Below are 22,029 nucleotides of genomic sequence, written 5' to 3'. Positions count from 1 at the left end.
GCCGGCCGCTGGCCGGCACTACCGCGTGGGCATGCTGCACCCGCGCTTGGCATTCACCGGCGCGCTTGCCAGACTGCACGCAGCCGGCCGCCGGCCGGATCCGATGGAGCAGGCGATGGTGGAAGAGCGCGTCCCGCTGACGGTGCATGGCATGTCGGTCTCGGGCAATTGCCACAAGGTACGCCTGCTGCTGGAGCAGCTCGGCAGCCGCTACCGCTGGGTGGAAGTGGACAGTGCCCATGGCCAGACCCACACCGCTGAGTTCCTTGCGCTGAACCCGAATGCCAAGGTGCCGCTGATCGTGCGTGACGACGGCCGCGTGCTGACCGAGTCCAACGCGATCCTGTTCTGGCTGGCCGAAGGCACGCCGTACCTGCCCAGTGACGGCTGGGAGCGCGCGCAGGCGTTGAGCTGGATGTTCTTCGAGCAGTACACGCATGAGCCGTGCGTGGCGGTGGCGCGCTTCATCCGTGGCTGGACGGCCCCCGATTCGCCACGCCGCGCTGAACTGCCGAGGCTGCACGAGCGTGCCGCCACCGCACTGGCGGTGATGGAGCAGCACCTGCGCCAGGCGCCCTGGTTCACCGGCAGCGAGTACGGCATCGCCGACATCGCGCTGTTCGCCTACACCGACGTGGCCGGCGAGGGCGGCATCGACCTGGCGCCGTTCCCCGAGGTGCGCGCCTGGCTGCAGCGCGTGCGAGGGCAGCCGCGCTTCCTGCCAATGCCGGCCGTGACCGCAGAGGTGCGCGCACGCTTCGACGCTGCATGAGTTCCACAGGGTAGCGCCGGGCCACGTCCGGCGGAACGCAACAACGACACGGAGGGTGTTCGATGTTTGCTGTGGTTCCAGATCCGATTCCCGCGCGCATGCGCGTGCTCAACCGCGCCGACGTGTGCGACGCCAATTTCCTCGATGCGGTACGTGGCTGGCGCGGTACCCCACGCCAGCGTCCGGCACCGGAGGCACCGATCCTGCCTGGCAGCACGCTCACCGCCGCGGCCTTTGCCGACCTGTTCGATTCGCAGCTGGCCAGCCGCCAGCTGGACCTGATGGCACGCGTGCTGCGTGTGCAGAACAAGGTCTTCTACACCATCGGTTCCTCCGGCCATGAGGGCAACGCGCTGCTGGCACGCGCTACCCGGCATACCGATCCGGCGTTCCTGCATTATCGCTCGGGCGCCTTCATGGTCGAGCGTTCGCGGCAGGTGCCGGGCATCGATCCGCTGCGTGATGCCGCGCTGTCCTTCGCCGCCAGCGCCGATGATCCGGCCAGCGGCGGGCGCCACAAGGTGTGGGGCAGCAAACCGTTGTGGGTACTGCCGCAGACCTCGACGATCGCCTCGCACCTGCCCAAGGCGCTGGGGACCGCGCTGGCCATCGAGAGTGGCAAGCGGCTGGGGCAGCCGCTGCCGATCCCGGCCGACAGCATCGTGCTGTGCTCGTTCGGTGATGCCTCGGCCAACCATGCCACGGCGCAGACCGCGTTCAACACGGCGATGTGGTCGGCCTACCAGAAGCTGCCGGCACCGGTCCTGTTCGTCTGCGAGGACAACGGCCTGGGCATCTCGGTGAAGACGCCGGACGGCTGGATTGCCGAGCGCTTCAGCCGCCAGCCCGGGCTGGATTATTTCTTCGCCGATGGCCTGGACCTGGCCAGCGGCCATGCCCAGGTGCAGGCCGCAGTGGAGCACTGCCGTCGTACCCGGCGGCCGACCTTCCTGCATCTGCGCACCACGCGCCTGATGGGCCATGCCGGTACCGATTTTGAAGTGGAATGGCGCGCGTTGCCGGAGCTGTGCGCGGCCGAGGCGCAGGACCCGTTGCTGCGCTCGGCGCAGATCGCGATGGAGTCGGGCTGGATGGATGCCGCCGCCATCGAGGTCGCCTACGAGACGATGCGCGCGCGCTGCATGGCCGCCGCCGCCGAGGCCGAAAGCCGCCCGAAGCTGCAGTCGCTGCAGGACGTGATGGCGCCACTGGCGCCGTACACGCCGGCGGTGGTGCTGGCCGAAGCCCGGCGTGAGGTTCCCGACGAAGCGCGCGAGGCGCTGTACGGTGGTGCCGAGGCGCTGCCGGAGCGACAGGCACCGCGGCATCTGGCGATCCAGATCAACCACGGCCTGCAGGAACTGCTGGCCAAGTACCCACAGAGCCTGCTGTTCGGCGAGGACGTGGCGCAGAAGGGCGGGGTGTATACGGTCAGCAAGGACCTGCTGCGCCGGTTCGGCCCGCGCCGTGTGTTCAACACCCTGCTGGACGAAACCATGATCCTGGGCATGGCCCAGGGCCTGGCCAACATGGGCATGCTGCCGATCCCGGAAATCCAGTACCTGGCCTATCTGCACAACGCCATCGACCAGGTGCGCGGCGAAGCCTGCTCGCTGCAGTTCTTCTCCAACGACCAGTTCCGCAACCCGATGCTGGTGCGGGTGGCCGGGCTGGGCTACCAGAAGGGCTTTGGCGGCCATTTCCACAACGACAACTCGATCACCGCGCTGCGCGACATCCCGGGCCTGGTGGTCGGCTGCGCGTCGCGTGGCGACGATGCGGTGATGATGTTGCGCACGCTGGCGGCGCTGGCGCGGGTGGATGGGCGGGTAGCCGTGTTCCTCGAGCCGATCGCGCTGTACATGAGCAAGGACCTGCACGAAGCGGGCGATGGCCAGTGGCTGTTCGACTACCCGGCGCAAGGCCAGGCGCTGGTGCCGGGCGAGGGCCGGGTCTACGCCGCCGACGCCGGGGACCTGGTGGTCTTCACCTATGGCAACGGCGTCCCGATGGCGCTGCGTGCGGCGCGTGCGATCGAGCAGCAGCTGGGCTGGCAGGTGCGGGTGGTCGACCTGCGCTGGCTGGTGCCGCTGGATGCCGGCTTCATCGCCACACAGGCCGCCAGTGCCCGGCGGGTGCTGGTGCTGGACGAGGGGCGGCACAGCGGCGGGGTGGGCGAGGGCGTGGTCACCGCGCTGGTCGAGGCCGGCTTCGGCCACCTGCCGCTGCGCCGGGTCTGCGGTGCCGATACCTATACCCCGCTGGCGGGGGCAGCAATGTTCGGGCTTCCAAGCGACAATGCAGTGATTGGCGCCGCCCTTGAACTGGCGCAGGAACCCTGATGCATGTGTGGATTGGCGGGAATGTTGTTGCCGGCGCCCGTGGCGTCGGCCGAGGTACTGCAGGCGCAGGTGCTGGCGATGGGCGAGGCGCTGCACCACCGCGGGCCGGATGATGGTGGCCGCTGGGTCGATGCCGGGGCCGGCATCGCGCTGGCGCACCGCCGCCTGAGCATTCTCGATCTGTCCCCGCTGGGCCACCAGCCGATGGCTTCGGCCGACGGTCGCTATGTGATGGCCTACAACGGCGAGGTCTACAACTTCGCTGCGCTGCGCTGCGCGCCGAGCTGGAACCGCTGGGCCATACCTTCCGCGGCCACTCCGACACCGAAGTCCTGCTGGCAGCGATCCTGCAGTGGGGCATCGAAGACACCCTGCAGCGCTGCAACGGCATGTTCGCGATCGCCCTGTGGGACCGTCAGGAACAGTGCCTGTGGCTGGCCCGCGACCGGGTCGGCAAGAAGCCGCTGTACTACGGCTGGGCCGGCGACACGCTGGTGTTCGGTTCTGAACTGAAGGCGCTGTGGCAGCATCCGGCGTTCGACAACGACATCGACCGCGATGCGCTGACCCTGCTGCTGCGGCTGGACTACATCCCGGCGCCGCACAGCATCCACCAGCGCTGCTACAAGCTGATGCCGGGTCGCGTGCTGCGCCTGGATGCAGCGACCGTGGCGGCCGGTGCGGCCGCGCACCGCCCGGAGCAGGCGCAACGTCCTTTCTGGGATGCGCGGGCGCGCATGCAGGCGGCGTTGGCGGCGCCGTTCCAGGGCCGTATCGAAGAGGCCGAGGAGCAGCTGGACACGCTGCTTCGCGATGCGGTGGCGCTGCGCATGGTGGCCGACGTACCGGTAGGCGTGTTCCTGTCCGGCGGCACCGATTCGTCGCTGGTGGCGGCGCTGATGCAGGCCCAGAGCGGGCAGCCGGTGCACAGTTTCAGCATCGGTTTCACCGGCTCGGGCCACGACGAGGCGCCGCTGGCCAGGGAGCTGGCGACGCACCTGGGCTGCGACCATACCGAGTTGTATGTCAGCGGTGCCGATGCGCTGGCGGTAGTGCCGCAGTTGCCGGCGATGTTCGACGAGCCCTTCGCCGATGCCTCGCAGGTGCCGACCGCGCTGGTCGCGCGCCTGGCCCGGCAGGGCGTGACGGTGGCGCTGTCCGGTGACGGCGGCGATGAATTGTTCTTTGGTTACACCCGCTATGTACGCGCGCTCCGCAACTGGCAGATGCTGGGCCGCGTGCCGGGGCCGCTGCGGCGCTGGATGGGCGCGCGTTCGCAGCAGCAGGGCGAGGCCTCGCGCACGGGCGGCCTGGCCGCACTGCTGGCCGAGTCCGGTGCGCGCGGTATCGGCGATGTGTACCGCAACCGCATCTCGCGCTGGCGCGACCCGGCCGCAGCGGTGCCGGGTGCGCAGGCGGCGGGCAGCTTCTACGACCTGGCCGACCCGCTGCACGGCGCCGGCACGCCGGCCGACGCGATGATGCTGGCCGATTACGTGACCTACCTGCCGGATGATCTGCTGTGCAAGGTTGACCGCACTTCGATGGCGGTCAGCCTGGAGGCGCGTGCGCCGTTGCTGGACTGGCGCGTGGCCGAGTTCGCCTGGTCACTGCCGCTGGGCTTCAAGCGCAGCGAAACCACCAGCAAGGTGCTGCTCAAGCGTGTTCTTGGCCGCTACGTGCCGCAGTCGATGGTGCACCGGCCCAAGCGTGGCTTCGGTGCGCCGGTCAGCGATTGGCTGAAGGGTGACCTGCGGCCGTGGGCCGAAGACCTGCTGCAGCCGGCGCGCCTGGAGCGCGAGGGCGTGTTGTCGGCGGCGGCGGTGCGGCCGCTGTGGCAGCAGTTCCTCGGCGGGCAGCGCAAGTGGCATACCCACCTGTGGAACGTGCTGATGTTCCAGGCCTGGCAGGCGCATTGGCGGCAGGTGCGGGCGGGCGTGACCGGCCGCTGATCTTCACCGGCGCGCACGGGGCCGGCGACTAGGCTGGGCCTCCCGCACCGTGAGGAGTATGTCCCGATGTCCATCCCCACCATCGCCGTGTTCGTTGGCAGCCTGCGCAAGGACTCCTGCAACCGCAAGCTGGCCCATGCGCTGGAGAAGATCGCCGGCCAGCGTGCACGCTTCCAGTACGTGCAGATCGGCGACCTGCCGCTGTATGACCAGGACTTCGATGGACACTATCCGCCGCAGGGCACGCGGCTGAAGGACCAGGTCCGCGCCGCCGACGCGGTGCTGTTCGTGACCCCGGAGTACAACCGGTCGGTGCCGGGCGTGCTGAAGAACGCCATCGATATCGGCTCGCGACCGTATGGTGACAGTGCGTTTGCCGGCAAACCGGCGGCGGTGATCGGCGCCTCCATCGGCCAGATCGGCACCGCCGTGGCCCAGCAGCACCTGCGCAACAGCCTGGCCTTCCTCGACATGCATGTGCTCGGCCAGCCCGAGGCGTTCATCCACTTCAAGGACGGCCTGATCGATGCCGACGGCACGATCCACAACGAGGGCACGCAGAAATTCCTGCAGGGCTACGTGGACCGGTTCCTGTCGCTGATCGCGGTGCACGTCAAGGGCGATTGACGCCAGCGGCCGCCGCCCCCATCTGCGATAATGACCTGCTCGGGTGCCGCAATGGCACCCGTCGCAGGCAGTGCGACACCCCCGCGCCAGTCTGGCCAGGCATCGGCGGATATCCCCCGTTTCTCCACGGCTTATCCACAGGCTTGTCCATGGCCGCCGGGGTCGGCGCATGCCTACACTCGTCTGGTCCACTTTTGCAGGAAACACCGCAGCATGTCCGCCCGTTCCGGCTTCCGTTCCAACCGCAGAGAGCGCGGCGATGGTTTTGATCGTGATCGCGATGAATCGCGCATCGATCAGCTGCGGGTACCGCCGCATTCGGTGGAGGCCGAGCAGGCGGTGCTGGGTGGCCTGATGCTGGCGCCCGAAGCATATGACCGGGTCAACGACCAGCTGACCGAAGGCGATTTCTACCGCCGCGATCACCAGATGATCTACCGCGCGATCCGCGAGCTGTCCGAGCGCGAACGGCCGTTCGACGCGGTCACCCTGGGCGAGTGGTTCGAATCGCAGGGCAAGCTGGAGCTGGTGGGCGACGGCGCCTACCTGATCGAGCTGGCCAGCACTACGCCGTCGGCGGCCAACATCGTGGCCTACGCCGAGATCGTGCGTGACAAGGCGGTGCTGCGGCAGCTGATCCAGGTCGGTACTGACATCGTCAACGACGGTTTCCAGCCCGAGGGCCGTGACAGCAGCGAGCTGCTGGCTTCGGCGGAAAAGAGCGTGTTCGCCATCGCCGAGCAGGGCGCACGTGGCCGTACTGATTTCGTGGCGATGCCCGGCGCCCTGAAGGACGCCTTCGAAGAACTGCGCAACCGCTTCGAGAACGGCGGCAACATCACCGGCCTGCCAACCGGCTACAACGACTTCGATGCGATGACCGCCGGCCTGCAGCCGACCGACCTGATCATCCTCGCCGCGCGCCCGGCCATGGGCAAGACCACCTTCGCGCTGAACATCGCCGAGTACGCGGCGATCAAGTCGAAGAAGGGTGTGGCGGTGTTCTCGATGGAAATGTCGGCCTCGCAGCTGGCAATGCGCCTGATTTCCTCCAACGGCCGCATCAACGCGCAGCGCCTGCGTACCGGCCAGCTGGAAGACGAGGACTGGAGCCGCGTCACCAGTGCGATCAAGATGCTGAAGGAAACCAAGATCTTCATCGACGATACGCCGGGCGTGTCGCCGGAAGTGCTGCGCTCCAAGTGCCGCCGGCTCAAGCGCGAGCATGACCTGGGCCTGGTGGTGATCGACTACCTGCAGCTGATGAGCGTGCCCGGCAACAGCGAGAACCGCGCGACCGAAATCTCGGAAATCTCGCGTTCGCTGAAGGGCCTGGCCAAGGAACTGCACGTGCCGGTGATCGCGCTGTCCCAGCTCAACCGCTCGCTGGAAACGCGTACCGACAAGCGCCCGGTGATGGCCGATCTTCGTGAATCGGGCGCAATCGAGCAGGACGCGGACATGATCGTGTTCATCTACCGCGACGACTACTACAACAAGGAAAACTCGCCGGACAAGGGCCTGGCCGAGATCATCATCGGCAAGCACCGTGGTGGCCCGACCGGCTCGTGCAAGCTGAAGTTCTTCGGTGAGTACACGCGTTTTGACAACCTGGCCCACGACTCGGTCGGTTCGTTCGAATAACCGTAGTGCCGGCCGCTGGCCGGCAGTCACGCCACGGCCGGAAGACCATTCGAAACGCCAGACTTCCGTACGTGGCGTGTAAATGACATGTAACGCGCCGCTTCTACGATTCCGCCGCTGCTGCCCTTTCGACGCCGCCCTTCGGCGTCCAGCGTGCCCAAGGAATCCGCCCCCATGCCGTCCCACGCTCCGCTTCGCCGCAACCTGCTGGCCCTGCTGGTCTGTGCCTCGCTGCCGTCGCTGGCCGCTGCTGAAATCGCTCCCGACACCGACGCGCAGTCGGCCACCACGCTCGATTCGATTTCGGTGATCGGCCGCGGCGAAGCCCGCCAGGTACAGCGCGTGACCGCCGAGGACATGAAGGTGCTGCCGCCCGGCGCCAATCCGCTGAAGCTGCTCGCGAGCAAGCCGGGCGTGCATTTCGAATCGGCCGATGCCACCGGCGCCTACGAATGGTCCACCACCATCAGCCTGCGCGGCTTCAACCAGAACCGCCTCGGCTACACCCTCGATGGCATTCCGCTGGGCAACATGGCCTATGGCAACAGCAACGGCCTGCACATCAGCCGCGCGGTGATCAGCGAGAACCTCGGCGGTGCCGACGTCTCCACCGGTATCGGCGCGCTGGGTACCCCGTCCACCAGCAACCTCGGTGGCGTGTTCCAGTTCTATTCGATCGATCCGTCCACCGAGTTCGGCGTGGTGCTGGCGCAGGGCTTCGGCAGTGACAATGCGCGCCGCAGCTATGCACGCCTGGAGACGGGCGAGCACCAGGGGTTTGCCGCCTACCTGTCCGGTGTGTACTCCGAAGGCGACAAGTGGAAGGGCAAGGGCTCGCAGGAGCTGAAACAGTTCAACAGCAAGGCGACCTACAACTTCGGTACGGACAGCAGGATCACCGCGCTGTTCAATGTCTCGCGGCGCGTCGAAGCGGACTACCAGGACCTGTCGCTGGAGATGATCGATCGCCTCGGCTGGGGCTGGGACAACTACGCGCCGGACTGGGATCGCGCCGTCGCTGCCGCACGTGGCAGATTCAGCGGCGGCGTCAACAGCCCGTGGGATGCGTATTACTCTGGCCATGGCCTGCGCAACGATGACCTGTCCAGCATCGCCGGCGATTTTGGCCTGAACGAATCGATGCGGCTGAAGGTCAACGTCTACAACCACAGCAACCGCGGCCAGGGCCACTGGTTCAGCCCGTCCAATCCGTCCAACCCGGGTACCAGCCGCGAGATCCCGATCTCGATCCGCACCACCGAATACGCGATCGACCGCACTGGCGTGACCTCGGCATTCACCTGGAATGTCGGCGGCCACGAACTCGAAGCCGGCCTCTGGTACGAGGACAACGGCCACAGCGTGCAGCGCAATTTCTACTACATCGACGGCCCGATCACCGACGACTTCTTCCTGCGCAATCCTGACCAGCGCGTGTGGCACCAGCGCTACACCACCATCACCCGCCAGTTCTACGTGCAGGACCGCTTCCGCCTGTTCGATGACCGCCTGACCATCGACATCGGTGCGAAGTCGCCGCACACCCGCACCAGCGTGCGCACGCCGCTGGGCAGCTATGCCAACAACAGCAGCCTGACCGCCAAGAAGGGCTTCCTGCCGCAGGCCGGCTTCAACTTCAAGCTCAACGAAGGCAACGAGATCTTCGGTTCGTTCGCCAAGAACATCGCGGCCTATGCGCTGGGCGTGGGCAGCCCGTTCAACGTGCCGCAGGCGGCGTTCGATGCCAGCGCACAGAACCTGAAGCCGGAACAGTCGCGCACGCTGGAGCTGGGCTGGCGTAGCTACGGCCAGGGTTATGAAGCCTCGGTTGCGGTGTACGACGTCAAGTTCGACAACCGCCTGCTGGCGATCGCCCAATGCGTGGGCATCCTCGGCTGCCCGGCGCTGTTCTCCAACGTCGGTTCGGTGACCAGCCGTGGCGCCGAGGCGACCCTGCAGCTGAAGCCGATGCAGGACCTGGCCTGGTCCAACGCGCTGTCGTGGAATGACAGCACCTACGACAACGACTACGTGAACAACGGCGTGGTGCCGACCCGCGGCAAGAAGACCGTCGACACCCCGGAATGGATGTTCGCCAGCACCCTGGCGTGGACCCCGGGCCCGTGGGACATGCGCCTGTCGGCCAACCATGTCGGCAAGCGCTACGTGACCTACACCAATGATGTGTCGGTGCCGAGCTACTGGCTGGTCAACGCCTCGGTGGCCTATGACTTCGGCACGCTGGGCCCGGCGCAGAACCTGACCGTGGCGCTGAACCTGACCAACCTGACCGACAAGCGCTACCTGTCGTCGATCAACACCAACGGCACCTATGCCGCCGACCCGACCCGCAGCCTGGCGACCATGCAGGTCGGTGCACCGCGCCAGGTGATGGCCACCGCCACCGTGCGCTTCTGATGCGCGGGCCTGTCGATCCGGAAAGCCGTCGTCGCCTGCTGCGCATGGCGTGGCAGGGCACGGGGGCGGCGATCGCGCTGGCGGCGATGCCGGGGCTGGCCACGGCCGGCCCACGGCCGCGGCTGGGGCGTGATCCGTTCACCCTCGGCATTGCCGCCGGCGATCCGGATCCGCAGGGAGCCGTGTTGTGGACGCGGTTGGCCCCGGACCCGCTCAACGGTGGCGGCATGCCGTCGCGGGCGGTGCCGGTGCGCTGGTTCGTGGCTGAAGACCCGGGCATGCGCCGGCTGGTGCAGCGTGGCGTTGCCGCCGCGGCGCCGGAGCTGGCCCATTCGGTGCACGTGGAGGTCAACGGCCTGCGCCCGGGCCGCGACTATTACTATCGATTCGCCTGCGATGGCGATGAGGAAAGCGCGGTCGGCCACTTCCGCACCGCGCCGCTGCTGGACATGCAACTGCAGCAGCTGCGGCTGGCGCTGTGCACCTGCCAGGCCTGGAACAGTGGCTACTATCCGGTGCTGCGCGACATCGCACAGAGCGATGTCGACCTGGTGCTGCATGCCGGTGACTACCTGTACGAATACAGCCCGCTGCAGAACGCACGCGGGCGCACGCTGGATGCCGAGCGCTTCAGCGGCGAGACGGTCAGCCTGCAGCGCTACCGTGACCAGTACGCGCTGTACAAGCTCGATCCGGATCTGCAGGCCGCGCACGCCGCACACGCGTTCGCGGTGATCTGGGATGACCACGAGGTGCAGAACGATTACTCCGGCATCCACCCGGAAAAGCCCGGCGTATCGACCGAGGACTTCATCGTGCGCCGCGCCGCGGCCTACCGTGCGTTCTACGAACACCTGCCGATGCGCAGCGCGCCGACCGGCAATGGCGGCCTGCGCGTGCACCGGCGCCTGCGCTACGGCGATCTGGCACAGCTGACCCTGCTCGACTGTAGGCAGTTCCGCCCCGCCAATCCCTGTGGCGTCGGTGAGTCACCACGCTGTGACGCCGCACTGGACCCGCGCATGAGCATGCTCGGTGCAGGCCAGGAGGCGTGGTTCGCACAGTCGATGGCCGCCGCGCAGGGCACGCGCTGGAACGTGGTGGTGCAGCAGCTGCTGATGGCGCAGCTGCGGCTGGACGGCGGCACGCCGCGCGAGCGTTTCTGGAACGACGCCTGGGATGGCTATCCCGCCGCACGCAAACGATTGCTGCAGGCCCTGCAGGCAGGCGGCCAGGGCAACGCCATCGTGCTCGGTGGCGACTGGCATTCCACCTTCGTCAACGACCTGAAGCTGGATTTCGACACGGCCGATGCCCCGGTGCTGGCTACCGAGTTCATTGCCCCGGCGATCAGCAGCGGCGGCGACGATACGCCCTATGGCCCGTACTACGGTCCGTCGATTCCGCAGAACCCGCATATCCGCTATTTCGATGGTGATCGCCGTGGCTGGTGGAAGCTGCAGCTGAACCGGCAGACGGTGGACGCCGAGCTGCGTTTCGCCGACAGCGTGCTGCGCGCGGATGCACCGGTACGCACGGCCGCACGCTTCCAGTTGGCCCATGGCCGCCCGGGCGCACTGCCGGTGTGAATCCGTTCGGTAGTGCCGGCCGCTGGCCGGCAACCTCCTGAATCTCCGGTTTCCCCACCACCGGTTTCATCGCCCCCAGCCTGGGTTTCGTCGCAAACCGTTTGCGGGCAGCGAGGGCGGGGCGCCATGGTGTCCACAGGCGGCAGGGTGCCGCCCCAAGGAGACCGTGATGAAGACCCTGTTCGCGCTCGGTGTGTGGTGCCTGCTGTTCGTGCTGTGCTGGCCGCTGGCGATCCTCGCCCTGATCGCCTGGCCGTTCGTGTGGCTGCTGAGCCTGCCGTTCCGCCTGGTCGGCATCACCTTCTCGGCGCTGTTCGCGTTCCTGCGCGCGCTGTTCATGCTGCCGGCACGCCTGCTCGGTGGCGGCCCGGTGGCCGCATGAGGGCGCTGCTGCTGGCCGCGCTGGCGCTGATTGCGCTGCCCGCGCTCGCTGCACCGGCTGTGCCGCCGTCGTCTGCCTGGCTCGAGCGCCAGCAGACCGCGGCTGCTGACGAAGCGGATGCCGCAGCGGCGGCGACACCGAAAGCCCGGGAGCGCTGCCGGGTGGTGAAGGAATGGAAGGCCGGCGATACGGTGGTGCAGCACAAGATCTGCGACGATCCACCGAAGAAGCCGGCTGGAAAGGCGTAGCGCCGAGCCCATGCCCGGCTGCTCTCCACAACGGCCAAGCCAGGCAGGGGCACGGCTTCACATCATGTCGCTTCGGCACGCAGCGCTGCCTGCACGGCCGGTCGCGCGTTGACCCTGCGGGTGTAGGCAGGCAGTGCCGGCCACGCCGCCAGATCGATGGAGAAGAAGCGGCACCAGCCAAGCACGGTGAACAGATAGGCATCGACCACGCTGAAGCTTGAACCCATCACGAAATCCTGTTGTGCCAGGGTTTCCTGCAGCAGATCGAAGCGCTTGAAGAGTTTTGCACGGAAGAATGCCTTGGCCTCTTCCGGCAGTGCGGCATTGAACAGTGGTGCTGAACCGGCATGGATTTCGCTGGTGACAAAGTTCAACCACTCCTGCAGCCGTACCCGCTCCCAGCTGCCGACGGGCGGGGCCAGCGCGCATTCGGGTTTCAGGTCGGCCAGGAACTGGACGATCGCCGGGCCTTCGGTCAGCACCTGGCCGTCGTCCAGCTCCAGCGCGGCAACGTATCCCTTGCGGTTGATCGTACGGAAATCGCGGCCATCGGCGGTCTGCCTGGTCGCGTTGTCGACCTTGACCAGTTCGAACGGGAGCCCCAGCTCTCGCAGCACGATGTGGGGTGACAGCGAGCACGTGTAGGGCGTGTAGTACAGCTTCATGGACGATCTCGAGAGGGAAGAGCGGCTGGGAAAGCCGATGCAGGGCAGTCTGCTGGCGCGGCGGTATCCGGTAAAATCAATCTTCGATTTCCATGCCATAAGCTGGGCTACTGCCTGCCATGATGAATCTTGCCCATTGGCGTCTGCTGGTTGCGGTGGCCGACGAGGGAACCATCTCGCGCGGCGCCGATCGCGTCGGCATCAGCCAATCCGGTGCCAGCCAGGCACTGGCCCAGTTGGAGGCCTCGCTGGGCTTTGCGGTCTTCGTGCGCGAGCGACGTCAGGTGGAGATCACCGCGCTGGGGCAGCGAGTGATCGAACACGCACGCAGCATGCTGGGCGGCCTGCAGGCCATCCGCGCGCTGGCCGACGACAGCCGCGGGGTGAGTGGAGTCCGCATCCGCCTGGCCAGCTTTCCTTCGATCATCTCGGGCGTGTTGCCCCCGCTGTTGCGTGATTTCCGGCGGCGTCACCCGGGCATCGAGGTGGTGACCGTGGAAGGTACCGACGTGGAGGTCGAGCACTGGCTGGCAGCCGGCATGGTCGATGCCGGGGTGGTGATGAACCCCGCTGCTGATCGAGACCCGCTGGCACTGGGCAGCGATGGGTGGATGGCGGTGCTGCCGCAGGCGCATCCGTTGGTGCGTCGCGCCACCGGGAGCGGGGTGGCGCTGAGCGAGCTGGCGGCCGAACCCTTCATCCTTGCAACGGGCGGCTGTGCGGTGAATGGTCAGCGCTTGATGAGTGACGCTGGCCTGGAAATGACAGACGTACGGGTAACCGTACGCGACTGGACCAGTGCTTGTGTGCTGGTCCGCGAAGGGCTGGGCGTTTCGCTGGTGCCCGAATCCACGCTGCCTGGGGACCGGCATGGCCTGCGGGTGATGCCGCTACGGCCGCTCATCCAGCGGGTGTTCGGTCTTGTCAGTTCGGATGCCGGAAAGGCATCGCCGGCGACCCGGCTGTTGCTGGACGAGCTGCGTGGCCAATGAAAAACCCCGCCGAGGCGGGGTTTTTTGATTGCTGGGGTGGGGGGGGGGGGCCCGCCGCCCGCCCCCCACTACCAGCGAACGATCAGTTCGCCTTGTGGATGGCGCGCTTGCTGACCGCCATCGCCGCGTCGTGGATCACTTCCGACAGCGACGGGTGGGCGTGGCAGATGCGGGCCAGGTCATCGGCCGAGCCGCTGAACTCCATGGTCAGCACGCCTTCGTGCACCAGCTCGGAGACGTTGGCGCCGACCAGGTGCATGCCGAGGATGCGGTCGGTTTCGGCATGGGCCAGGATCTTCACGAAGCCCGCCGGCTCGATCATCGCCACGGCACGGCCGTTGGCGGCGAACGGGAAGCTGCCGGCCTTGTACGGAATGCCTTCGGCCTTCAGCTGGGCTTCGGTCTTGCCGACCCAGGCCAGTTCCGGCTCGGTGTAGATGACCCACGGAATGGTGTCGAAGTTGACGTGGCCGGGCAGGCCGGCGATCAGCTCAGCCACCGCGATGCCTTCCTCGAAGCCCTTGTGCGCCAGCATCGGGCCGCGCACGCAGTCGCCGACCGCCCACACGCCGTTGACGCCGGTGTGGCAGTGCGCGTCGACTTCGATCTGGCCGCGTTCGTTGATCTTGACGCCGGTGCCTTCGGCCAGCAGGCCCTTGGTGGCGGCGCGACGGCCGACGGCCACCAGCAGCTTGTCCACGGTCAGGGTCTTTTCGCCTTCGCTGTCGGTGTAGGTGACAACGACTTCCTTCTTCTTGCCCTTGCCGGTGATCTCGGTCTTGGAGACCTTGGCACCGAGGCGGATGTCCAGGCCCTGCTTCTTGAATTCCTTGGCAGCGGTCTTGGCCACTTCGGCGTCGGCCACGGCCAGGAACTCCGGCAGTGCTTCCAGGATGGTGACTTCAGCGCCCAGGCGCTTCCACACGCTGCCCAGTTCCAGGCCGATCACGCCGGCACCGATCACCGCCAGGCGGTTCGGCACTTCGGTGAAGTCCAGGCCGCCGACGTTGTCGACGATGGTCTCGCCGTCGAACTTGGCGAACGGCAGTTCGATCGAATCCGAACCGGCGGCGATGATGACGTTGGTGCCCTTCAGCTCGACGATGGAACCGTCATGCTGGGTGACCTTGACCACGTTGCCCGGCTGCAGTTCGCCGAAGCCGTAGTAGGCGGCGACCTTGTTGGCCTTGAACAGCATGCCGATGCCGCCGGTGAACTGCTTGACGATCTTGTCCTTGCGGCCAACCATCGCCTCGACGTCGATCTTGGCATCCTTGAAGCTGATGCCATGGTCGCCAAAGATGTGGCCCATGTTCCAGAACTGGCGCGAGGAATCCAGCAGCGCCTTGGACGGGATGCAGCCCACGCGCAGGCAGGTGCCGCCCAGGGCCGGCTTGCCGTCCTTGCCCAGCGCTGCGTCGATGCAGGCGGTCTTCAGGCCCAGCTGTGCCGCACGGATGGCAGCGTGGTAACCGGCCGGGCCGGCACCGATGACGACGACGTCGAATTGTTCAGCCATTGAATTATTCCTTGATGCATTACCAGAACCCCTCCGCGCAGGCGCGGAGGGGCGGGAGGTGTCTTACAGGCCGAACAGCATGCGGCCCGGGTTTTCCAGCTGGTTCTTGATGTCCACCAGGAACTGCACCGAATCCTTGCCGTCGATGATGCGGTGGTCATAGGACAGCGCCAGGTACATCATCGGCGCGATCACGACCTGGCCGTTCTGGGCGATCGGACGCTCCTTGATGGCGTGCATGCCCAGGATGGCGCTCTGCGGCGGGTTGATGATCGGGGTCGACAGCAGCGAACCGAAGGTGCCGCCGTTGGTCACGGTGAAGGTGCCGCCCTGCAGTTCTTCCAGGCTCAGCTTGCCGTCACGCGCCTTCTTGGCGTAGTCGGCGATGGTCTTCTCGATGTCGGCGAACGACATGCGCTCGACGTTGCGCAGGACCGGGGTGACCAGGCCCTTCTCGGTCGAGACGGCGATCGAGATGTCCGAGTAGCCGTGGTAGATGATGTCGTCGCCGTCGATCGAGGCGTTGACCAGCGGGAAGCGCTGCAGCGCGTTGGCAGCGGCCTTCACGAAGAAGCTCATGAAGCCCAGCTTGATGCCGTGGGCCTTGACGAACTCGTCCTGCAGCTCCTTGCGCGCCGCCGACACCTTGGACAGGTCGACTTCGTTGAAGGTGGTCAGCATGGCGGTCGAGTTCTTCGACTCCATCAGGCGCTCGGCGATGCGCTTGCGGATGCGGGTCATCGGCACGCGCTCTTCCGGACGTGCGCCACCGGCCTTGCCGGCGCCGCCGTTGCGGGCGAAGTTGACGATGTCTTCCTTGGTCACCGCGCCGCGGCGGCCGGTGCCGTCGACGTCGGCCGGGTTCACGCCTTCGGTGATGGCGGTGAAGCGGGCGCCCGGCGGCAGCGCGTCGGCGGCCGACTTGGCGGCCGGAGCCGGAGCGGCAGCAGCAGCCGGAGCCACAGCGGCCGGCGCGGCCTCGGCCTTCTTCTCTTCAGCGGCCGGAGCCGGGGCAGCGGCCACGGCGCCTTCTTCGATGATCGCCACGACCTGGCTGGAGGTCACGGTCGAGCCTTCGGCGAACTTGATTTCCTTGAGCACGCCGTCGACCGGCGACGGCACTTCCAGGACGACCTTGTCGGTTTCCAGGTCAAGCAGGTTTTCGTCGCGCTTGACGGCGTCGCCCACCTTCTTGTGCCAGGTGGCGATGGTGCCGTCGGCGACGGATTCGGGCAGTACCGGGGCTTTGACTTCGGTGGCCATTGCGGGAGCTTCCTGGTTTGTCTTCTAAATAGGGGGAGGATTATTCAGCGAACGTGTCGTTGAACGGGTTGACCAGTGCATCGGCGACCAGCTGCTGCTGTTCGCGGACGTGGTCAGCCATGTGACCGGCAGCCGGCGAAGCCGAACGTGCGCGACCGGCGTAGTGCAGGTTCTGGCCATCGGCCAGGCAGAACTGCAGGTGGTGGCGGATCTGGTACCACGCACCCTGGTTCTGCGGTTCTTCCTGCGTCCACACCACGTCGGTGGCCTTGCCGTACTTCTTCAGTTCGGCGGCCAGCAGCGCACGCGGGAACGGATACAGCTGCTCCACGCGGATGATCGCCACGTCGTCCTGGCCACGCTTGGTCTGGTCTTCCAGCAGGTCGTAGTAGACCTTGCCGGAGCACAGCACCACGCGCTTGACCTTCTTGGCATCGGCATTGGCATCGCCGATCAGGTGCTGGAACTCGCCGTTGGCCAGTTCGTCCAGGGTCGACACGGCCAGCTTGTGGCGCAGCAGCGACTTCGGCGACATCACCACCAGCGGCTTGCGGGTGGTCAGGTGCAGCTGGCGGCGCAGCATGTGGAAGGCCTGTGCCGGGGTCGACGGCACCACCACCAGCATGTTCTCCAGCGCACACAGTTGCAGGAAGCGCTCCAGGCGCGCCGAGCTGTGTTCCGGGCCTTGCCCTTCGTAGCCATGCGGCAGCAGCAGGGTCAGGCCGGAAATACGGCCCCACTTGGCTTCACCGGCGGCGATGAACTGGTCGATCACCACCTGGGCGCCGTTGGCGAAGTCGCCGAACTGGCCTTCCCAGATGCACAGCGTGTTCGGATCGGTGGTGGAGAAGCCGTACTCGTAGGCCATCACCGCTTCTTCGCTCAGCAGCGAATCGATGACGGTGGCCTTTTCCGGCGAATCCACCAGCTGCCGCAGCGGCATGTAGTAGTTGTCGGTCTTCTGGTCGTGCAGGATTGCGTGGCGATGCGTGAACGTACCGCGGCCGACGTCCTGGCCGACCAGGCGCAGCGCATGGCCTTCGTCGAGCAGGGTGGCGTAGGCCAGGTTCTCGGCAAAGCCCCAGTCGCCCGGGATCTCGCCGGCGGCCATCTTGCGGCGGTCGTCGTAGACCTTTGCCACGCGCGAGTGCAGCTGCACTTCGTCCGGCACGGTGTTGATCAGCTTGGCCAGCTCGACCAGCTTGTTCTTCTCGACCTTGGTCGAGACCGGGTCGGACAGCTTGCCTTCCAGCAGCTTCGGCCAATCGACGAACAGCGGGCTGCTCGGCGGGGTCTTCTCGACCTTGGCCAGCTCGGTGGTCACTTCACCGGCGTCCAGCTTCTCGCGGTAGGCATCGACCATCGCCTTGCCGGCGCCGGCGGCGATCACGCCCGCCTTTTCCAGCTGCTCGGCGTACATCTCGCGGGTGGTGGCGTGCTTGCGGATCACCTGGTACATCAGCGGCTGGGTGATTGCCGGCTCGTCGGCCTCGTTGTGGCCCCAACGGCGGTAGCACATCAGGTCGATCACCACGTCCTTGGCGAACGTCTGGCGGAACTCGAAGGCCAGCTGTGCGGCGAACACCACCGCTTCCGGATCATCGCCGTTCACGTGCAGCACCGGGGCGGCGATCATCTTCGCCACGTCGGTGGCGTAGCGCGTGGAGCGCGTATCCAGCGGGTTGGAGGTGGTGAAACCGACCTGGTTGTTGACCACGATGTGCACGGTGCCGCCGACGGCGAAGCCGCGGGCCTGCGACATCTGGAACAGCTCCATGACCACGCCCTGGCCGGAGAAGGCCGCGTCGCCGTGGATCAGGATCGGCATGACCTGCTTGCGCGCGGTGTCCTTGCGGCGCTCCTGGCGCGAACGCACGGAACCGGCCACGACCGGGTCGGCGATTTCCAGGTGCGACGGGTTGAACGCCAGCGCCAGGTGCACCGGGCCACCGTCGGTGGCGACGTCGGCCGAGAAGCCCATGTGGTACTTCACGTCACCGGCGGAGGCGTGCTCGTCGTGCTCGAACTTGCCTTCGAATTCGTCGAACAGCTTGCGCGGGTTCTTGCCCAGGGTGTTGACCAGCACGTTCAGGCGGCCGCGGTGGGCCATGCCGATCACCACATCCTTGACGCCATCCTTGCCGGCGCTGCGGATGATGGTATCCATCATCGGGATCAGCGAGTCGCCGCCTTCCAGCGAGAAGCGCTTCTGGCCGACGTACTTGGTGTGCAGGTAGCGTTCCAGGCCCTCGGCGGCGGTCAGGCGCTCCAGGGTGCGGCGCTGGGTGTCAGCGTCCAGCTGGTAGTTGCCACCGGCCGCTTCCAGCTTCTTGTAGATCCACTGGCGCTGCTCGACCTCGGAGATGTGCATGAACTCCGCACCGATCGAGCCGGTGTAGGTCGCCTTCAGGCGCGCCAGCAGGTCGCGCAGCTTCATGCGCGGCTGGCCACCGACGCCGCCGGTGCTGAATTCGCTGTTGAGGTCGCCATCGGACAGGCTGTGGAACGGCAGGCCCAGGTCCGGGGTGTTGACCGGCGTGGTCAGGCCCAGCGGGTCCAGGCGGGCGTCCAGATGGCCGCGCGAGCGGTAGGCGGTGATCAGACGACCGACATTGCGCTCACGCTCGTCGCCCGCACCGTTGCCGGTGCCGGCTTTCAGCGCATCCTTGGCCGCGTCCGCAATGTGGGAGATGACGGCCGAGTGCGGAATGTCACCTGCTTCGCGGCCCTTGAAGCCGTCGAAGTAGGTTTTCCATTTGGGATCGACACTATCCGGGGAGACCAGGTACTGCTCGTACAGGTCCTCGACATAGGAGGCGTTGCCGCCGGCGAGTTGCGAAGATTGCGCAAACTGCTTCAGTTGATTGTCCACGATGGAGGGTGTTGATTCGCTTTGTGGGGTATGGCTTCAGAAGGACCCGGCAGGAAGATGAATAGCCCTGCGCGGGCGCGTTCAAACAGCCAAATTGTACCCCCAACCGGACACGAAGGGGCGCCGCCCGAGGCATCGCAGGTCCACCGGTGCCGCTTCCAGACAGGTTGGGGCAGCCCGCTCCGCTCAGAGGCCGAGCGCGCGAAGTTCGCTGCAATCGCGCGAACGGTCCCAGACACGCTGCAATTGCTGCTCGAACGGCTGCGAACGTGCCGGTAGCGCGATGCCGGCCTCGCCGTCGAGGCGGTGGCCGATCAGACGAAAGTAGAAGTCGCCGGCGTCGTTGAGCATGCACGCCGAGGCCAGCGCACGGTCGATCGGGTCGCAGACCTCGCGGACCTGGATCACGCTGGGCAGGCGCTGGGCCAGCGCCAGCAGGGGCGCTCCGGCCGAGGCGATCGCCGCCGCATCGTGCACGATCACCCGCAGCTGCTTGTCGTGGCGGGCGGTGACGAATCGGCGCAGGGCGGCCTGCACGGGCGGTGTGTCGAGCAGGCCCGGGTCCAGCTGGCGGCTGTGCAGCCACAGCTGGCGGCGGGCGCGATGGACGATGGCGGTGGTGATGTCCACTGCTTCGGCACGGCTGTCGATGGCGCTGGCCGCGCCCAGCCGGCGGCGCATCTGCTGGTGGCCGATGCCTGCTTCTTCAAATACATCGCCCTCGGCCAGGAAGCCGTGGCGGGCATAGAACGCCCGGGCCGGCAGCTGCGCGTGCAGGTGCAGTTCGGCCAGGCCGAGCCGGCGCCCGGCCTCGACCAGGGCCTGCAGCAGGGCCTCACCCACCCCGTGGCTGCGATGGCTGGCCAGCACCGCCATGCGACCGATACGACCGTCTGGCGCCAGTCGGCCGGTGCCGATCGGCCGGTCGGCAGCGTCCAGCGCCAGCACATGGGCACTGACCGGGTCCAGCGCATCGCGTTCCAGCTCGGCGGCGATGCCCTGTTCCTGCACGAACACGCGCCGGCGCACGTCGTGGATCGCAACGTGGGCGTCGGCGTGGCTGACCTGCTGGACCCGGATCATCGCGATGGCTCAGGCGCGGTCGTCGTCGCTGTCGTCTTCGTCGTGATCCTCGAAGTTGACGATGACCTCGATGCCGTCGTCATGCACGGTCACGGTGTGGACATCGTCGGACACCGCGTTGTCGTCGATCGCATCCACGCGGTCACGGCCTTCGACCACCTCGCCCAGCACCACGCTGTCCTCGCCGTCGTCCTCGTCTTCGGCGTCATACAGCTCGTTGGGGTCGATCAGCTGGAACACGCCGCCGACCAGCAGCCGCTGGACCACGGCACGGCCCTTGTCGGACAGGCCGCGATAGGCCGCGGCGTCGAGCTGCTCGGCACCGGCCAGGCGCTGCGCGTCCTTCACCGGCAGCGCGAAGTCCTGGCCGCTGACGTACAGGCTGGCACCGCGCTTGGCCCGGCGCCAGGCCAGGCGCGCCCACGGATGGCGCTGCAGCAGCAGGCCCGAAGCCAGGGCCTGGACCACTTCTTCCGCTGCCGGTGCGGCCTGGTGGGCCATCACTTCGCCGGCGGCGCGGTAGGTGGTGATGAAGCGGCCGAACCAGTCGCCCAGCTTGTCCGGGTCGTTCATGCGGATGGCATTGAGCGCGGTGATCACCCGGGCCATCGCCACCGTGTCGATCTCGTTCGGGTCGGCCGGCACCTTCAGGTCGGCATCCTGGTAGCGGATGTTCTCGTCGGCATCGGCGATCAGGGTATCCAGGTAGTCGCTGATCAGCTCGGCCGAGGACGGCGCGCGCATGCCGAACGAGAAGGTCAGGCAGGGGTCTTCAGCCACGCCGTGGTGCGGCACGTTCGGCGGCAGGTACAGCATGTCGCCCGGCGCCAGCACCCAGTCGTGGGTCGGCTTGAACACCTTCAGCAGCTTCAGTTCCACGTCCGGGCGGAAGCCCAGCGGCGGCTGCTTGCCCTTGATCGATTCGCTGGCGTCGATCTGCCAGCGGCGATGGCCATGGGCCTGCAGCAGGAACACGTCGTACTGGTCGACGTGCGCGCCAACTGAGCCACCGGTGGCGGCGAAGCTGATCATCACGTCATCCATGCGCCAGCGCGGCAGGAAGCTGAAATGCTCGATCAGCGCGCGCACGTCCTTGTCCCACTTGTCCACGTCCTGCACCAGCAGGGTCCAGTCGTGGTCGGGCAGGGCGGGGAAGATGTCTTCCTGGAACGGGCCGGTGCGCACGCGCCAGCCATCCTGGGCCTTGTCATGTTCGATCAGGCGCGCCAGCACGCCTTCCTCGCAGGCCAGGCCCGCCAGGTCTTCCGGTTGCACCGGGGTCTGGAAATCCGGGAAGGCGTTGCGGATCAGCAACGGGCGCTTCTGCCAGAAATCGCGCAGGAAGACGGCCGGGGCCATGCCCAGCGGCTGGCCGGGGCGTGCGGTGACTTCGATCAGGGGGGCGGAGGACTTGCGGGCGGCCATGGGGAATCCTTGCAGCAGAAAGCGGGAGGGCGGCACGGCGGGCCGCCTGAGGTCTCCATTGTCCGCCGTTCGCCGGGATTGCGCACGTGCGCGGGTTTGTCGCGGGGGTTCCGGCCAACGGCGGAGCCCCTCGTGGCGGGGTGGTTCACAATCAAAAGCCGCGCTTGGCCGGGCGGGTGGGCTGCGCGGGGGACGCCGTGAACCCATCCCTGGGGGCTTGGCCGCGGCATCCATGC

General features: G+C 67.1%; 15 protein-coding genes and 1 pseudogene. 10 read left to right on the top strand and 6 right to left on the bottom strand.

Features of this window, described 5'->3' with window-relative positions; translation table 11 throughout:
* Positions 1-115: 115 nt before the first annotated feature.
* The 9 genes and pseudogenes from O0J73_RS13335 (at position 116) to O0J73_RS13295 (ending at position 11,974) form a co-directional block, all read left to right on the top strand.
* On the top strand, positions 116-772 hold the full coding sequence (locus O0J73_RS13335) for a glutathione S-transferase family protein (RefSeq protein ID WP_053451350.1): 657 nt from the start codon (positions 116-118) through the stop codon (positions 770-772).
* A gap of 62 nt (positions 773-834) precedes the next feature.
* Positions 835-3,114 (top strand): thiamine pyrophosphate-dependent enzyme, encoded by a 2,280-nt coding sequence (locus O0J73_RS13330; RefSeq protein ID WP_308308892.1) that lies wholly within the window; start codon positions 835-837, stop codon positions 3,112-3,114.
* A 3-nt stretch (positions 3,115-3,117) separates the two neighbouring features.
* Positions 3,118-5,066: pseudogene (asnB, locus tag O0J73_RS13325) on the top strand (asparagine synthase (glutamine-hydrolyzing)).
* Positions 5,067-5,132: 66 nt separating this feature from the next.
* Positions 5,133-5,693 (top strand): NAD(P)H-dependent oxidoreductase, encoded by a 561-nt coding sequence (locus tag O0J73_RS13320; protein WP_008264531.1) that lies wholly within the window; start codon positions 5,133-5,135, stop codon positions 5,691-5,693.
* A gap of 213 nt (positions 5,694-5,906) precedes the next feature.
* Positions 5,907-7,337: a replicative DNA helicase gene (locus tag O0J73_RS13315; RefSeq protein WP_005410278.1), complete on the top strand. Its 1,431-nt coding sequence runs from the start codon at positions 5,907-5,909 to the stop codon at positions 7,335-7,337.
* Positions 7,338-7,511: 174 nt separating this feature from the next.
* Positions 7,512-9,755, top strand: coding sequence for a TonB-dependent receptor (locus O0J73_RS13310; RefSeq protein ID WP_308308891.1), 2,244 nt, complete (start codon positions 7,512-7,514; stop codon positions 9,753-9,755).
* Complete coding sequence (locus tag O0J73_RS13305) at positions 9,755-11,344, top strand: alkaline phosphatase D family protein (protein WP_308308890.1); 1,590 nt, start codon at positions 9,755-9,757, stop codon at positions 11,342-11,344. Before O0J73_RS13310 ends, O0J73_RS13305 begins: the two co-directional genes overlap by 1 nt.
* A gap of 169 nt (positions 11,345-11,513) precedes the next feature.
* Positions 11,514-11,726, top strand: coding sequence for a hypothetical protein (locus tag O0J73_RS13300; RefSeq protein WP_005410275.1), 213 nt, complete (start codon positions 11,514-11,516; stop codon positions 11,724-11,726).
* Positions 11,723-11,974, top strand: coding sequence for a hypothetical protein (locus O0J73_RS13295; RefSeq protein ID WP_197564290.1), 252 nt, complete (start codon positions 11,723-11,725; stop codon positions 11,972-11,974). The genes O0J73_RS13300 and O0J73_RS13295 overlap by 4 nt, the downstream gene beginning before the upstream one ends.
* 62 nt (positions 11,975-12,036) lie before the next feature.
* Here the strand turns inward: O0J73_RS13295 and gstA are convergent, their stop codons facing one another.
* Complete coding sequence (gene gstA / locus O0J73_RS13290) at positions 12,037-12,639, bottom strand: glutathione transferase GstA (protein ID WP_308308889.1); 603 nt, start codon at positions 12,637-12,639, stop codon at positions 12,037-12,039.
* A 122-nt stretch (positions 12,640-12,761) separates the two neighbouring features.
* On the opposite strand from gstA, the gene O0J73_RS13285 reads away from it, so the two are divergent.
* Positions 12,762-13,631 carry a LysR family transcriptional regulator gene (locus O0J73_RS13285; protein WP_308308888.1) on the top strand — a complete coding sequence of 290 codons (870 nt, stop codon included), beginning with the start codon at positions 12,762-12,764 and terminating at the stop codon, positions 13,629-13,631.
* 82 nt (positions 13,632-13,713) lie between these two features.
* Here the strand turns inward: O0J73_RS13285 and lpdA are convergent, their stop codons facing one another.
* The 5 genes from lpdA to O0J73_RS13260 all read right to left on the bottom strand — a co-directional run bounded on the left by lpdA (position 13,714) and on the right by O0J73_RS13260 (position 21,793).
* On the bottom strand, positions 13,714-15,150 hold the full coding sequence (gene lpdA / locus O0J73_RS13280; RefSeq protein ID WP_008264626.1) for a dihydrolipoyl dehydrogenase: 1,437 nt from the start codon (positions 15,148-15,150) through the stop codon (positions 13,714-13,716).
* A 63-nt stretch (positions 15,151-15,213) separates the two neighbouring features.
* Positions 15,214-16,413: a dihydrolipoyllysine-residue succinyltransferase gene (gene sucB / locus O0J73_RS13275; RefSeq protein WP_308308887.1), complete on the bottom strand. Its 1,200-nt coding sequence runs from the start codon at positions 16,411-16,413 to the stop codon at positions 15,214-15,216.
* A gap of 40 nt (positions 16,414-16,453) precedes the next feature.
* On the bottom strand, positions 16,454-19,285 hold the full coding sequence (locus O0J73_RS13270) for a 2-oxoglutarate dehydrogenase E1 component (RefSeq protein WP_006453251.1): 2,832 nt from the start codon (positions 19,283-19,285) through the stop codon (positions 16,454-16,456).
* Between the two features lie 186 nt (positions 19,286-19,471).
* Positions 19,472-20,368, bottom strand: a complete 897-nt coding sequence (locus O0J73_RS13265) for a GNAT family N-acetyltransferase (RefSeq protein WP_308308886.1) — start codon at positions 20,366-20,368, stop codon at positions 19,472-19,474.
* Between the two features lie 9 nt (positions 20,369-20,377).
* Complete coding sequence (locus tag O0J73_RS13260; RefSeq protein WP_308308885.1) at positions 20,378-21,793, bottom strand: cupin domain-containing protein; 1,416 nt, start codon at positions 21,791-21,793, stop codon at positions 20,378-20,380.
* Positions 21,794-22,029: the final 236 nt, after the last annotated feature.

The organism is Stenotrophomonas sp. Sm6012 (genome assembly GCF_030985895.1).
Lineage (GTDB): Bacteria > Pseudomonadota > Gammaproteobacteria > Xanthomonadales > Xanthomonadaceae > Stenotrophomonas > Stenotrophomonas forensis.
This window is presented reverse-complemented; position numbering and strand designations above follow the sequence as displayed.

Coding starts and splice junctions, on each gene's coding strand:
- O0J73_RS13335 (WP_053451350.1), top strand. CDS start 116: ATGGTGGAAGAGCGCGTCCCGCTGACGGTGCATGGCATGTCGGTCTCG.
- O0J73_RS13330 (WP_308308892.1), top strand. CDS start 835: ATGTTTGCTGTGGTTCCAGATCCGATTCCCGCGCGCATGCGCGTGCTC.
- O0J73_RS13320 (WP_008264531.1), top strand. CDS start 5,133: ATGTCCATCCCCACCATCGCCGTGTTCGTTGGCAGCCTGCGCAAGGAC.
- O0J73_RS13315 (WP_005410278.1), top strand. CDS start 5,907: ATGTCCGCCCGTTCCGGCTTCCGTTCCAACCGCAGAGAGCGCGGCGAT.
- O0J73_RS13310 (WP_308308891.1), top strand. CDS start 7,512: ATGCCGTCCCACGCTCCGCTTCGCCGCAACCTGCTGGCCCTGCTGGTC.
- O0J73_RS13305 (WP_308308890.1), top strand. CDS start 9,755: ATGCGCGGGCCTGTCGATCCGGAAAGCCGTCGTCGCCTGCTGCGCATG.
- O0J73_RS13300 (WP_005410275.1), top strand. CDS start 11,514: ATGAAGACCCTGTTCGCGCTCGGTGTGTGGTGCCTGCTGTTCGTGCTG.
- O0J73_RS13295 (WP_197564290.1), top strand. CDS start 11,723: ATGAGGGCGCTGCTGCTGGCCGCGCTGGCGCTGATTGCGCTGCCCGCG.
- gstA (WP_308308889.1), bottom strand. CDS start 12,639: ATGAAGCTGTACTACACGCCCTACACGTGCTCGCTGTCACCCCACATC.
- O0J73_RS13285 (WP_308308888.1), top strand. CDS start 12,762: ATGAATCTTGCCCATTGGCGTCTGCTGGTTGCGGTGGCCGACGAGGGA.
- lpdA (WP_008264626.1), bottom strand. CDS start 15,150: ATGGCTGAACAATTCGACGTCGTCGTCATCGGTGCCGGCCCGGCCGGT.
- sucB (WP_308308887.1), bottom strand. CDS start 16,413: ATGGCCACCGAAGTCAAAGCCCCGGTACTGCCCGAATCCGTCGCCGAC.
- O0J73_RS13265 (WP_308308886.1), bottom strand. CDS start 20,368: ATGATCCGGGTCCAGCAGGTCAGCCACGCCGACGCCCACGTTGCGATC.
- O0J73_RS13260 (WP_308308885.1), bottom strand. CDS start 21,793: ATGGCCGCCCGCAAGTCCTCCGCCCCCCTGATCGAAGTCACCGCACGC.